The sequence below is a fragment of the Zhengella mangrovi genome (assembly GCF_002727065.1).
In the GTDB taxonomy this organism is placed as follows: domain Bacteria; phylum Pseudomonadota; class Alphaproteobacteria; order Rhizobiales; family Rhizobiaceae; genus Zhengella; species Zhengella mangrovi.
Genome location: NZ_PDVP01000003.1, coordinates 179,305 through 193,444 on the forward strand (window position 1 = coordinate 179,305; position 14,140 = coordinate 193,444).

Genomic DNA, 14,140 nt, shown 5'->3' on the forward strand with positions numbered 1-14,140 from the left:
AGTTCTGATGCGAGCCGCAAGCAGCACTGATGAGCCGGTTCAGATGGCGCCGATGCCCCAGTCGAACAGCGGCCGGGCCCTTGTGGCGAAATCCACGCAATCGTCGGCAAGGTTCGGCGACGTGATCCGCTCCGGGTCAATCGTCTGGCGCGTGATGAAATGCCGGTTGCGCACGCCGAGCGACAGGTCCTCCTCCGTCACGGATTCGAAGCCGCGCGGCAGCCGTTTCAGGGCATCGCTGGTGTCGAGCGCCAGCCCGTTGGCGGCCAGGTCCCCGATCATCGACCGGTAGCGCTCGGGCCACTCGACGATGGAATGGCGCATGCGCTTCAGGGCGTCCGGCGCAGGCGAATAGAAGGCCACGCCCATGAAACAGCCTTCGAGCCCGACATGCAGGTAGAAACAGCCGTCCGAGCGCTTCGTGCCGTCCGGCGTGAGAATGATCGAAAACATGCCGGTTGAACGGCCTCTTGTCCTTGGAAAAACGGATATCGCGATAGATACGGAACACCGATTTCTTCCGGTCGCCGCGAAACGGCAGTCCGGCTTTCGCAAACCGGGATGTCAGTTCCTCGATCAGGTCGCCGCGCGGCCCGTTCAACTCGCTTTCGTAGAGGTCCCGGTTCTCCTTGAACCAGTCCCGGTCCTGGTGAAAGTCCAGGGCCTTGAGAAACGGTAGTGCCTTGTCACCGAAGCCGTTGAAGACACTCATGCGCCGACCCTCTCGAACCATTCGTCTTCCGTGATGACCTCCACGCCGAGGTCCGTGGCCTTCTTGAGTTTCGATCCGGCACCGGGGCCGGCCACCACGAGATCGGTCTTCTTGGAAACGGAGCCGGCAACCTTGGCCCCGAGGTTTTCCGCCATGGCCTTGGCTTCGTCCCGGCTCATGCGTTCCAGCGATCCGGTGAACACGATGGTCTTGCCCGAAACAGGGCTGTCGCCCTTCGGCTTCTCGGCTTCGAGCACGGTCAGTTCCGCGACCAGCTCGTCCACCATGGCCCGGTTGTGCGCCTCGGAGAAATAGCGCGCGACGGCCTCGACGACAGCCGGCCCGATATCGTCCAGCGCATCCATCTCCTCGGCCGCCTGTGTATCCCCGCCGGCAATCGCCAGGGCCGCCTTTTCAAAGACGCCCCACTGGCCATAGGCGCGCGCAAGCGTCTTCGCCGTCGTCTCCCCGACATGGCGAATTCCGAGCGCGAAGATCAGGCGTTCCAGCGCAATCGTCCGCCGTTCCTCGATCGCGTCAAACAGCTTCTGCGCCGATGTCTCACCATATCCCTCGCGGTTCTTCAGCTTTTTCAGGCTGTTGGCGATGTCCCTTTTCGCAAGGGTGAAAATATCGGCCGGTGTGCGGATCGGCAGGTCGGGATCGTCGTAGAAATACTCGATCTGCTTGTCGCCCAGCCCCTCGATGTCGAAGGCCTTGCGGGATACGAACAGCTTGAGGTGTTCCTTGCGTTGGAAGGGGCAGGCAAATTCCCCGGAACACCGGCGCACCACCCCCTCTTCACCACTGGCGTTGGCCTCCCGGATCACGGGGGTCTTCAGATCGCACGGACAGACGGTCGGGAATTCGAAAGCCTCGGCATCCTCGGGCCGCTTGTCGGCCACGTAGCCCAGCACCTGGGGGATGACGTCGCCGGCACGCTGGACGATGACCGTATCGCCGATCATGATGCCGAGGCGCTCGATCTCCTCCGCGTTGTGCAGCGTCGCGTTGGTCACCACCACGCCGCCGACCGTGACCGGCTCAAGCCGGGCGACCGGCGTCAGGGCGCCCGTACGGCCCACCTGGATATCGATCCCCTTGAGCGGCGTCATCGCCTTTTCCGCGGGAAACTTGTGGGCGATTGCCCAGCGCGGACTGCGCGACACGAAGCCGAGCCGCTTCTGCAGGTCCAGCCGGTCGACCTTGTAGACGACACCGTCGATGTCATAGCCCAGTTCACCGCGCTCTTCCTCGATCGCGTGATAGTGGGCGATCAGTGCCTCCACCGAGATGAAGCGCTGCATCAGCGGGTTGATGGAGAAACCGAGATCCCCGAACCAGCCGACCATGTCCATCTGGGTCTCGAACGGCATGGCACTGATCTCGCCCCAGGCATAGGCGAAGAATTTCAACGGCCGGGCCGCCGTTACCGAACTGTCGAGCTGGCGCAGCGAGCCGGCCGCCGCGTTGCGCGGATTGGCAAAGGTCTTGCCGCCGCTTTCGGCCTGGCGCGCATTGAGCGCCTGGAAATCCTTGTGTCCCATATAGACTTCGCCACGCACCTCCAGAACGGCCGGCACGTCACCGGAAAGGTGCTGCGGGATGTCGTCGATGGTGCGCGCGTTGACGGTGACGTTCTCGCCGGTCTGCCCGTCCCCCCGCGTCGCAGCACTGACGAGCCGGCCTTCTTCGTAGCGCAGGTTCAGCGACAGCCCGTCGATCTTCGGCTCTGCCGTCAACGCCAGCTCGGCGTCGTCTTCCATCCGAAGGAACCGGCGCACGCGGGCGGCGAAATCGCGCACGTCCTCGTCGGAGAAGGCGTTGTCGAGCGACAGCATCGGCACGGCGTGCGTGACCTTGTCGAATTTCTCCGAAACGGCGGCCCCGACCAGAAGCGACGGCGAATCGGCGAGCACGAGGTGAGGAAAGCGGGCCTCGATGGCAGCATTGCGCCGGCGCAGCGCGTCATAGTCCGCGTCGGAAATTTCCGGCGCGTCCTCTGCGTGATAGAGGCGGTCATGATGCGCGATCTCTTCTGCCAGCCGTTCCAGTTCGGCCTTCGCTTGCGCTTCGTTCAGCGTCTCGATGGAGATGGACTTGTCGGACATGGAAACCGCCGCGCATGTGGAATCGGCGGCAACAGTAGACCATCTTTCCGGCCGCTCAAGAGCGGGCGGACGCATTCTCCGCCAACAGGCGCCCGGCAGCCGCCCGCGCTTCGTCGGTAATGGTTGCACCGGCCAGCATGCGCGCCAGTTCCTCCGCGCGCTCATCGCTGTCCATGACCGAGATACGTGTCGCCACGCGATCGCTGTCGCCGCCCTTGGCAATGAGGTAGTGGGTCGATGCCCGTGCGGCCACTTGCGGCGCATGGGTCACGGAAAGGACCTGCACCTTGTCCGCCAGCCGGGCCAGCCGCTGGCCGATGGCGTCGGCCACGGCTCCACCAACGCCCGTGTCGATCTCGTCGAAGACGAGTGTCGGGGCCGAGCCGCGGTCCGCAAGCGCCACTTTCAGGGCCAGGAGAAAACGTGACAATTCACCGCCCGACGCCACTTTCATCATTGGCCCGGGCCGGGTTCCCGGGTTGGTCTGGACCCAGAATTCCACCGTGTCGCATCCCTCAGAGGCACGGCTCTCCGGGTCGCTCTCGACCTGCACGATGAACTGAGCCCGCTCCAGCTTCAGCGACGGAAGCTCGGCCATAACCGCGCGGGCCAGCGTTTCCGCCGCCCCGTGCCGCTTGGCCGAAAGACTGGCCGAGAGCGTGTCATAGCCAGCCAGTGCGTCGCGGGCAGCCTGTTCCAGTTGCGGCAGTCGCTCGGCCCCGGCATCAAGATCGGCAAGATCCGCCGCCATGCTGTCGCGCAATTCGGCGAGATCATCCACCGGCACATTGAACTTGCGCCCGGCCGCACGGAGCGCAAACAGCCGCTCCTCGGTCGCCTCTAGCCGCTGCGGATCGTACTCGGCGGCGCGCAGCGCTTCGTCCACTCCCTGGGCCGCCGCATCCAGCGAGATCAATGCCTCGTCCAGCGACTTGATCACCTCGTCCAGCATGCCCGGAACCTCCGCCGACTTCCGTTCCAGCCGGCGCAAGAGCGATGACAATTGCGGGATCGGCGACCCATCGCCGGAAAGAACTGTTTGTGCATCCGAGATCTCCGACGCGATCTTCTCGGCCCGCATCATGGAGGCCCGCTCGTCGGCAAGCAGGGTCTCCTCGCCCGGTTGCGGATCGAGTTGCTCCAGTTCCACGACCGACGCCCGCAGGAAATCCGCTTCCCGCGCCGCGTCCTCCACCCTCTGGCGGTGCTTTCTCAAGGCCGTCTCTGCCTCGCGCCACGCTCCATGCGCCTGCGCGACGGCCATGGCCTCGCCAACGTGCCCGCCAAAGGCATCGAGCAGTTCACGGTGGGCTGCCGGGTCGACCAGCGCCCGGTCGTCATGCTGGCCGTGGATTTCGACCAGCGCGAGCCCGACCTGCCGCATCAGCGCGACACTGGCCGGCTGATCGTTGACAAAGACGCGGGTGCGCCCGTCGGCGTTCTGCACCCGGCGAAGCAGGATATCGCCGTCATCCGGGATATCGTTCTCTTTCAGGATCAACCGGGCGGGATGGTTCGCAGGCACGTCGAAGACGGCCGTCACCTGGCCCTGTTTCGCACCATGGCGAACCAGCGAGGCATCGCCGCGCGCGCCGAGCGCAAGCGACAGCGAATCGAGGAGGATGGACTTTCCCGCTCCGGTTTCACCCGTCAGAACGGAAAGCCCCTTCGCAAACTCGATGTCGAGCCTTTCTATCAGGACGATATCGCGGATCGCTAGATGGCAGAGCATCTGGCCTGCCGTGTCAGCTCGCGCTTGATGTCAGCCTGCGCGCGGCGCGGGAAATCCACGACCCCTGATTTTCTTCAGGAGAGTAGCCGCCCTTCTGCAACAGGGAGTAGGCGTCCTTGTACCACTTCGAGTCCGGGTAATTGTGCCCGAGGACTGCGGCGGCCGTCTGCGCTTCGTGAACGATTCCCATCGCCAGGTACGCCTCGGTCAGGCGGGCGAGCGCCTCCTCGATATGACGGGTATTGGAATAGGTCTCGATCACGGTACGGAAGCGCTTGATCGCGGCAATATACTCGCGGCGCTCCAGGTAATAGCGGCCGACCTGCATTTCCTTGCCGGCCAGCTGGTCACGGCCGAAACGGATCTTGGACTCGGCGTCCGGCGCATATTCGGAATCGGGCCAGCGCTCGACCACCTCGTTCATGGCCTGGATCATGAGCTTGGCTTCACGCTGGTCCTGCGTCACGTCGCGAACCTGGCGGAAATGGTTCAACCCGATGATGTACTGGGCGTAGGCCGCATCGTCGGTATTCGGGTAAAGCGTCAGGTAGCGCCGGGAGCTGTTGATGGAATCTTCGTAATTGCCCTGCCGGTATTCGGTGAAGGCGTTCATCACCAGCGACTTGCGCGCGAATTCCGAATAGGGATGCTCGCGGTCGACCGCCTTGAACTTGGCCGACGCCTCCTTGAGACGGCCGGCCTCGAGATTGGCAAGGCCCTGGTTGTAGAGCTGATCGGCCGGATCGGTTTGCTCGACATAGGTCGACAGGTCGATATCGTCGTTCGATGCGCAGCCGGCAAGAACGAGAGGGCCGAACGCAAGCGCGAAAAGCGCACGCTGCAGGACCCGCCTGAAGGCGTTATTGTCTCGAAAACGAAGGTTCATGCATCCGTCCTGCCACTAAGGGCGAAATATCGTCCATCGCCATAAAACATATCGCCGCCAAACCGGCAATGCCATCGCCTGCCAATCGCGCAACATTGTGGCGCAAAAAGGAAATGCCGGCACTTGCGATGCCGGCACCAGGAAACGGTTGATGACGGTATGCCGTCAAAGCGCCCATGGCGCGTAAACCGGCGTGCTGACCGCAACCAGGTCAGCACCGCGACCCGTGGAACGACGGTTCGTCTCCACGATCTCGAACGCCGACGGATCGCTCAGCAGGGCCCGCAGCGCCCGCGCATTCAGCTTGTGCCCGCCGCGGAACGAACGGAAACAGCCAAGGATTCGCGCGCCGGCAAGGGCGAGATCGCCCAAGGCATCGAGCGTCTTGTGGCGCACGAATTCGTCAGTGTAGCGCAGGCCTTCCATGTTGATGACCTTGTGATCATCGCCGATGACGACCGAGTTTTCCAGGGATGAACCAAGCGCGTAGCCGGCGGCCCAAAGCCGTTCGACGTCCTTCATGAAACCGAACGTGCGTGCCCGCGCGATGTCGCGCCGGAAAACGTCCGGCGAAAGGTCTGCACCGAAGGCCTGGCGCCCGATCGCGGGACTGTCGAAATCGATCTCCACCTCGAAACGGGTCCGGTCATGCGGGCGGAACTCGGCCCAGGACGGACCGTTTTCGACGCGAACCGGCTTCTTGACCCGGATGAAACGGCGCTTGGCCGCCTGGCTGACGATCCCCGCCTGTTCGAAGGCATCGACGAAACAGGCCGAGCTGCCGTCAAGGATGGGAACTTCCGGGCCATCGATCTCGATCACGAGATTGTCGATGCCCAGGCCATAGAGCGATGCCATCAGGTGCTCGACGGTCGCGACGAACACGCCGGCCGGATTGCCAAGGACAGTTGCCAGGTCGGTCGCGCCGACCTCGGAAGCCAGAGCACGAATCTCGGTGAAGTCACCGTCCTTGCCGGCCCGGTGAAAGACGATCCCCGTGTCGGGATCCGCCGGCTGGCAGTGGATGGTGACAGGTTTTCCGCTGTGAACGCCAATGCCACTCAATGACACGCGAGAGTTCAGCGTTTTCTGAAAATCCGACAAAATTGCGCCCCTTGACCCCTGTACGAAGCAGCCGGTGCACGAAGGCCCGGCGCCGCTTTGGTTGACTGGCTCGCAACGATCCCCAACATCGTCTGCGCCCCCGCCTGATCGGGACAGACCATACTGTGGCACCCCCCTGAAACCAAATCACGGTTTCTTACCTTTTGTAACCACGGGATAGACAGCCAGAAGGCAGATCAAGATATTGATTTCATTAACATAAGCGAGGGAGATGACGGTTTCCCGATCACCCCCCTCACCCGATCTGTTACACGCAGTTACGTTGACCTAGTTGGCTTGCCGGCGAAGGAACGCCGGAATCTCCAGTTGATCGTCATCGTGGCCGGACGGAGCCGACGGCGTGATTCGTCCAGTATCGTCGAGCTGGCCGCGGCGCGGCGCATAAAGCTGTGCGTCCTGGGGCGCGGCGCGCCGCATCTCGGGCGCCGGCTGACGCAGCTGCGGTTCGCGCGGAGCGCTCGCCGCGGTCGCAGGCTTGAGCGAGGCGGAGGGTTCGTCCTCGCGCCGCGACAGGCCGTTCGTCAGGCGCTTGAGCAGCCCCATGGGACCACGCTCCTCATGGTCGCCTGCCGGTGCGGCAGACGCCGTGCGGGCTTCCATTTCCGCCTTCACGACCGGCGGGAAGTCTTCCACGCGCGGCATCCGGGGAGCCTCGGCCGCCGGCTGCTGCGGAACCGGCCGCGGCTGGGCGGCGACCGGTGCCTGGACAGGCGCGGCCTGGGCTGCCGGCTGGACCGGCGCAGGGGCCGGTTGCGGCCTCGCCTGAGCGGCAGCCTGTTCCGGCTGGCCCTGGAAAAGGCGGCTGGCCGGACGGAAATCCTCGGCCTGCGGCTGGGCGGAAAATTCCGCTTCGGCGCGGGCGATCGCAGAGGCAACCGGGTCGGCAGGACGCGGTGCGGCCTGCTGGGCGGTTGCGGCCGGCGCCATCTGCGGGCGGGCCTGCGGCTGCACCGGTGCCTGCGCGGGTGCGCTCGCCGCAGCCGGCTGCTGTGCGGCCGGCTTGGCCATGCTGCGCACTTCCAGCGGCGGGGCCTTCGCCGCACCGGCCGTGTTCTCAATGCCGGTCGCGACGACCGACACGCGGATCACCCCCTCGAGGTCTTCATCGAAGGTCGCGCCGAGAATGATGTTGGCATCCTGGTCGACCTCTTCGCGAATGCGCGTTGCCGCCTCGTCCACTTCGTAGAGGGTCAGGTCGCGACCGCCGGTAATGGAGATCAGCAGGCCCTGGGCGCCCTTCATCGAGGATTCGTCGAGCAGCGGGTTGGCGATCGCCGCCTCGGCCGCTGCCATGGCACGGCCTTCGCCGGAGGCCTCGCCGGTGCCCATCATCGCCTTGCCCATTTCGCGCATGACGGAGCGGACGTCGGCGAAGTCGAGGTTGATCAGACCTTCCTTGACCATGAGATCGGTGATGCAGGCCACGCCCGAGTAGAGCACCTGGTCGGCCATGGCGAAGGCATCGGCGAACGTGGTCTTCTCGTTGGCGATCCGGAACAGGTTCTGGTTCGGGATGACGATCAGCGTATCGACGCTCTTCTGCAGGTCCTCGATGCCGGTATCGGCCAGGCGCATCCGCCGCTGTCCCTCGAAATGGAACGGCTTGGTGACGACGCCGACGGTCAGGATGCCCTTCTCACGGGCGGCGCGCGCCACGACGGGAGCGGCGCCGGTGCCGGTGCCACCGCCCATGCCCGCGGTCACGAAGCACATGTGGGTATTGGAAAGATGATCGATGATCTCGTCGATGCATTCTTCCGCCGCGGCGCGTCCCACTTCCGGCTGCGATCCCGCGCCGAGCCCCTCGGTGACATGGGCGCCGAGCTGGATGATGCGTTCGGCCTTGGACATGGCCAGCGCCTGGGCATCGGTATTCGCGACAACGAAATCAACGCCGCGCAGACCGGCGGTGATCATGTTGTTGACGGCATTGCCGCCGCCGCCGCCGACACCGAAGACGGTGATGCGTGGCTTGAGTTCCGTGATGTCGGGTTTCTGAAGGTTGATGCTCATGGTCCTGTCCTTGTCCGCCTTTTCGTCTCGCCGCTACATGCCGCCGCGGCCTGTTTCCGTTCGGAGCTGCATGCTCCCGATGTTCTCAAAGATTGTCTCGCAGCCACTGGCCGACCCGGCTGAGCCGGCCACCGGTTCCCGTCAGCTTGCGGTTCCAAATCGAATGTTTCATCGCGCTGGTCTCCAGTCCTGCCACTTGCGGGTAGATCATCAGGCCTACCGTCGTCGAAAACGCCGGCCCCTTCGCTGCTGCCGGCAATCCGGCCACACCAAGCGGGCGGCCGACGCGCACGTTGCGCCCCAGGATCCGCCGCGCCACTTCGGGCAATCCGTTGAGCTGCGCCGCACCGCCGGTCAGCACCACGCGGCGTCCGACCACGGCGCCATACCCGGAGGCATTGAGGCGATCGCGCACCTGCTCCAGCATTTCCTCGGTCCTGGCGCGGATGATGCGCGTCACGACCGCACGCGGCACCTGCTGGCCGTCCGTGGCATCACTGTCCTCGCCGTCGATGGCGGGAATGGACACGATATCCCGGTCGTCTGCCGCGCTCGGCAGGGCCGAGCCGTACATGGCCTTCAGCCGCTCGGCCGCTTCGACGCGCGTCGACAGGCCCCTCGCGAGGTCCATCGTGATGTGCCGCCCGCCCACCGGGATCGAATCCCCGTGAACGAAGCGGCCATTGACGAAAACCGCCATGGTCATCGTCCCGCCACCGATATCGATGCAGGCCGCGCCCATTTCCGTCTCATCGTCGACAAGGGCCGCAAGACCGCTGGCATAAGGCGTCGCCACCATGCGTTCGACGGACAGGTGACAGCGGTTCACTGCCAGTTCCAGGTTGCGCAGCGGCGCCGCATCGCCGGTCAGAACGTGCATGTCGACACCCAGCGTGTCGCCGATCATGCCGAGCGGATCGCGGATGCCGCGCTCGCCGTCCAGCACATAGCCGGTCGGAAGCGAGTGGATGACCTGGCGCTCGGCCGCCTGCGCCTGGCGGGCACCGGCCTCGAGCACCCTCTTGATGTCGTGCGCATCGGCCTCTTCGCCACCCAGGTTCACGGTCGCGGAATAGGTCTCGCTTTTGATCCGCCCGGCCGACACGTTCACGATCAGGGAATCGACCATGATGCCGGCCATGCGCTCGGCCGCGTCCACGGCATGGCGGATCGCTTTCTCGGCCCCGTCCAGATCGGTGATGACACCGGACTTGACCCCTTCGGAACGATGGTGGCCGATCCCGATCACGCGGATGTCATGCGTGCGTCCGCGCAGCATCGCGCCTTCGTCGCGGGGCATCAGCTTGGCGATGATGCAGCTGACCTTGGAGGACCCCACGTCGAGGACCGTCACCACGCCTGTGCGCCGCGCGGGGGAATTGGAAGATCCGGAAAGAAGGTTCATGTCCGCCCCCGCCGCTTTTCGTCATGGACGATCTTGTCCATTTTCTCGCTGCGTTCCTTGGCGGCCGCCTCGCTCAGACGCACCGCGATCCGCTCGTCGAGCCGCATGTCGATGGCCACGATATCCTTGTCGAGCAGGCCCTGGTCGGCCTGCAGCGCTACCAGCTTCTGGACAGCGGCAAGCTCGCCGCGTTCCGGCAGCTTCACCGTCACGCCGTTGTCGAGGATCAGGTCCCACCGGCGGTCCGCCACGCGGACATACCCCTTCACGCGGCCGGCAATGCTCGGAAACCGCTTCATGCCCGCGATGAACATGCTCGCCTTCTCAGCCGCGCCGTCACCCACGACCAGCGGCAGGGCAGCAAACTTGCCATTCCTGTAGGGCGCGATCACCTTGCCGTCCTGCTCGATGACCGAGATCGCGTCGCCCTGCTGCCAGAGCGCGAACGGTGTTCTTTCCGCCAGTTTCACCTGCAGCGTACCGGGATAGACCTTCTGGACAGAGGCTTCCTGGACCCAGGGCAGTTCGGCGATGCGCTCGCGCGCAGCTTCCGGCGAGAAGCCGGGCAGCGCCGTCCATCCGTCGAGATGAATGGCCCCCATAACGTCGATCTCGGACGTTTCGGAATTGCCGGCGATATCGATCTGCGAAATCGCGAAACCGGTATTGGATGCCAGCGCCGTGACGATGGCCGGCATGTGCCCGCCGAGAACCGATCCGTAAAGCACGGTGGCGCCGAGAAAGCCGGCCGTCAGCACGCCGAAGGCATGAGACGGAACCTCGATGTCGCCGGATACGAGCCGGGCGGCATGGCGCATCGGGCGGCGCAGGAGGCGCGGCAGGACAATCCGCGACGAGGCGATGGCCGCGCCTGCGCGTCCTTCCGTCCGGTATCCTGCCTGTCCCTGTCTCAACGCATGCATGATGCGTCCTCCACCATCCAGCTCACGAACTCACCGAAGCTATGGCCTGCATGCTGTGCCAGTTCCGGCGCCAGCGATGTGGGCGTCATTCCCGGTTGCGTGTTGACCTCCAGCCAGATGAGTTCGCCCTGTTCGGAGTGGCGATCGTCGTAACGGAAATCGGAACGGGTCACCCCGCGGCATCCGAGGACCTGATGAGCCTTCAGCGCCAGTGTCTGTATTTTTTGGTAAATATTTGGTGAAAGATTTGCGGGACATTCATGCCGTGACCCGCCTGTCACGTACTTTGAATCATAATCGTAGAACTGGTGGCCGACCGGGACGATCTCGGTGACACCAAGCGCAACATCGCCCATCACCGCGCATGTCAGTTCGCGGCCGTGAATGAAGCGCTCGACCATGACACGGTCACCGTATTTCCAGTCGGCAGACGTGATGACCTGGGGCGGATGCGGCTGGTCCTCCTTGACGATCACGACACCGAAACTCGAGCCTTCGGCCACCGGCTTCACCACGTAGGGCGGCTTCATCGGGTGGGCGGAGGTGAAATCGAAACGGTTCATCACCTTCGACTCGGCCACGGGCATGCCAGACGCCTTGGCGAGTTTCTTGGACTTCTCCTTGTCCATGGCCAGCGCTGACGCGAGAACGCCGGAATGCGTGTAGGGTATCTGCAGATACTCCAGCACGCCCTGGATCGTGCCATCCTCGCCGAAGGGGCCGTGCAGCGCATTGAAGGCAACGTCCGGCTTCAGGTCGGCGAGCACGCTGGCAACATCACGATCGACATCGACGCGGGTGACCTCGTAGCCTTCCGACTCGAGCGCATCCGCGCAGGCCGTTCCCGAAGCCAGGCTGACGGGACGCTCGGACGAAAAACCGCCCATTAGCACCGCCACATGCTTCCTAGCCATTTGCCGATCCCTCTCCCGCATCCCGATGGGAAATGCGCAATACAAAATTCCTCGACCGGACCGATTGCCCGGCCGCGCACCACGCGCGCCTACGCGACTCAATGATGAAACCCCTGACACCAAGGAATCAGAGAGTTGATTCTCTGGCAAGAGCGGAGGCCAAAATCCTGATTCGGACGCGCACTGGTAACGGACCGACGGTGCGCCCGAGAAAGTTAACAGCGCGTTTACCTTGTTCACTAACCGGATAAAAAGTTTTGCCGGTGACGGCCCCGCTCGGGACCGCGTTCCAGTTCGCTTTGCGCCGGATCATGGTCCGGCGCCATCGCCCTGCAGAACGCTGCCGATATCAGCCGGAGGAAGCCGAGCGATCAAAAAGCCATTGGAAATAAGACGGATAGCGCTCGACGATATGATACACGCCGGAAGGGAACAGGTGATCCCGGTCACGAAAGAACAGGACACCCTCCGTGTCTGGACGGCAGGCATCGGCTTGGCAGAAGGCTGGCAGGACATCTAGCGCCTTCACATCGGCTTCGTCCCGGGCAACAGCGGCAAGTTCGTCGATGACGCCACCATAGAGCGCTGTCATCTCTGGCGTTGAAATCGCGCAGCCGTCTTTGCCCCTTCCCTGCAGGGTCGCCGTATGGACGCATTCCAGGGCATTCCGCTCGAAGCGCGGGACCGGGCCGAGCAGCAGCACGCGGGCGCCGATCCCGGTGAACCGGCGAACCAGCGAAGCCAGGACTGACCGGTCCGGCACCGATCCAGGGGCAAACAGTGACGTCAGGATGACAGCGACAGGCTTTTTCTCCGCGGAAACAATGGTTTCGAGCGGTCCGATGAGATTGGCGCATCGGTTCTTCAGCCCGGCCTCCCGGTTCTCCGGGGCAAACCAGCGGAGTTGACAGCCTCCGCGCGCGAGAGAGACCGTGTTCAGCCCGTTCCTGCGGGCGATTGCCGCCATGGCCGGGTAGAGCGCATCGGCATGGGAATCCCCCAGGATAAGCACGTAGTCTTCCTGCAGGCAGTGCCCCGGAATACTGGCATCGGTCCGGATGCGGCAACCCGTATCCAGCACGCCTTCGCCGTCCACCGAGTAGGTTTGGCGGATCTCGTGGTCATTGGCCAACAGACCGAGATAGGTGACGCCGCCGCCGGCTCCGGCCATCAGGAAGACGCTGGCAAACCCGGCGGCGAAAATCCGGCCCGATTTGCGGCTGAGCACGCCCGTCTGGCGCCAGCGGCGGACCGGGCGCTCGACGAGAATATAGGTGGCGCTTGCCAGGACCAGGCCAAGCACGCCGCCGAGCATGAGGTCCGCGAAAAGATCGGGGGCAACGCGCGTCATCCGCCCGAAGGCGAGCAAGGGCCAGTGCCAGAGGTACCAGCCATACGAGACCAGGCCGATGGCGACCGCGGGCCGAAGCGACAGCAGGCGCGCGACGCCTGTTGTCGGATCCGCCAGGGATACCGCGATCATCAGGACGGTGCCGGCGACCGGGAGGATGGCCAGCCAGCCGGGCCAGAGGCTGGTTTCCGACAGCAGGGTGACCGTCAGGGCGACGAGCACGGCGCCGGCATATCCGAGCACCTCGAGCGCGAACCGGGGAAACCGGGATAGTGCGGCCACGGCGGATGGCACGATCATGCCGCCGGCAACGAACTCCCAGGCCCGGAAAGGTGTCAGGTAGAAGGCTGCGTTCCGATCGGCAGTGCTGGTCCACAGGATGCAGGCGACGAGCGAGACCACGCCGATTCCGAGCGCGGCACCGGGTCCGGCATGGCGAACACCGCGCCGGCCAAGCCAGGCGAGGAACAGGATCAGCACGGGGACGACCAGGTAGAACTGTTCTTCGACCGACAGCGTCCAGGTATGCAACAGCGGCTTGAACTGGGCCGCTGTATCGAAATAGCCCTGCTCCAGGAAAAACAGGATATTGCTGATCATCAGGGGGGCAGCGACGGCCGACTTGGCAAAACTCTCGTAGGCGTCGGGCACGAACAGGAAAAGCGGCGCTGCCAGTACAGTGCAGGCAAGCACGAGCAGGAACAGCGGGAGGATGCGCAGGGTCCGCCGGGCATAGAACCGCACGAGAGAGAATTCATCCCGCACGACTTCGGAGCGGATGTGGCCGATGATGAGGAAGCCGGAAATCACGAAGAACATGTCGACGCCGGCGTATCCGCCGGAGAAACCGGGCAACTTGCTGTGGTTGAGGACGACCGCGAGGACGGCAATGGCGCGCAGGCCATCCACGAACGGCATGTAGCCTGTGAAAGCAACATGTTCCGTCTGTTCCGAACGCGCCATGGGGA

Annotated in this window: 10 protein-coding genes and 1 pseudogene; all 11 read right to left on the bottom strand. The window is 64.3% G+C overall.

The genetic code is table 11. From position 1 onward, the window contains the following. Positions 1–39: 39 nt before the first annotated feature. Positions 40–453 carry a DUF2461 family protein gene (locus tag CSC94_RS25310; protein ID WP_483446967.1) on the bottom strand — a complete coding sequence of 138 codons (414 nt, stop codon included), beginning with the start codon at positions 451–453 and terminating at the stop codon, positions 40–42. Then, positions 416–733: pseudogene (locus CSC94_RS25315) on the bottom strand (TIGR02453 family protein); the annotation flags it as partial. The pseudogene CSC94_RS25315 and the gene CSC94_RS25310, both read right to left, overlap by 38 nt. Then, the gene (ligA, locus tag CSC94_RS07730; RefSeq protein ID WP_099305596.1) at positions 709–2,823 is read right to left on the bottom strand and encodes an NAD-dependent DNA ligase LigA; all 2,115 of its coding nucleotides are present in this window, start codon (positions 2,821–2,823) and stop codon (positions 709–711) included. The pseudogene CSC94_RS25315 and the gene ligA, both read right to left, overlap by 25 nt. A gap of 55 nt (positions 2,824–2,878) precedes the next feature. Next, positions 2,879–4,555 (bottom strand): DNA repair protein RecN, encoded by a 1,677-nt coding sequence (gene recN, locus CSC94_RS07735; protein WP_099305598.1) that lies wholly within the window; start codon positions 4,553–4,555, stop codon positions 2,879–2,881. Between the two features lie 13 nt (positions 4,556–4,568). Further along, complete coding sequence (locus CSC94_RS07740) at positions 4,569–5,441, bottom strand: outer membrane protein assembly factor BamD (protein WP_099305600.1); 873 nt, start codon at positions 5,439–5,441, stop codon at positions 4,569–4,571. 165 nt (positions 5,442–5,606) lie between these two features. Then, positions 5,607–6,545, bottom strand: coding sequence for a UDP-3-O-acyl-N-acetylglucosamine deacetylase (gene lpxC / locus CSC94_RS07745; protein ID WP_099305602.1), 939 nt, complete (start codon positions 6,543–6,545; stop codon positions 5,607–5,609). 288 nt (positions 6,546–6,833) lie between these two features. Beyond that, positions 6,834–8,579, bottom strand: a complete 1,746-nt coding sequence (gene ftsZ / locus CSC94_RS07750) for a cell division protein FtsZ (protein ID WP_099305604.1) — start codon at positions 8,577–8,579, stop codon at positions 6,834–6,836. Between the two features lie 85 nt (positions 8,580–8,664). Next, a complete protein-coding gene (gene ftsA / locus CSC94_RS07755) occupies positions 8,665–9,984 on the bottom strand; it encodes a cell division protein FtsA (RefSeq protein WP_099305606.1) in 1,320 nt (439 codons plus the stop codon). After that, entirely contained in the window at positions 9,981–10,907 is a 927-nt protein-coding gene (locus CSC94_RS07760; protein WP_099305608.1) for a cell division protein FtsQ/DivIB, read from the bottom strand. Before CSC94_RS07760 ends, ftsA begins: the two co-directional genes overlap by 4 nt. Next, the gene (locus tag CSC94_RS07765) at positions 10,895–11,821 is read right to left on the bottom strand and encodes a D-alanine--D-alanine ligase (RefSeq protein ID WP_099305610.1); all 927 of its coding nucleotides are present in this window, start codon (positions 11,819–11,821) and stop codon (positions 10,895–10,897) included. Before CSC94_RS07765 ends, CSC94_RS07760 begins: the two co-directional genes overlap by 13 nt. Positions 11,822–12,170: 349 nt before the next feature. Then, on the bottom strand, positions 12,171–14,135 hold the full coding sequence (locus CSC94_RS07770; RefSeq protein WP_099305612.1) for an acyltransferase family protein: 1,965 nt from the start codon (positions 14,133–14,135) through the stop codon (positions 12,171–12,173). Between the last annotated feature and the right edge of the window lie 5 nt (positions 14,136–14,140).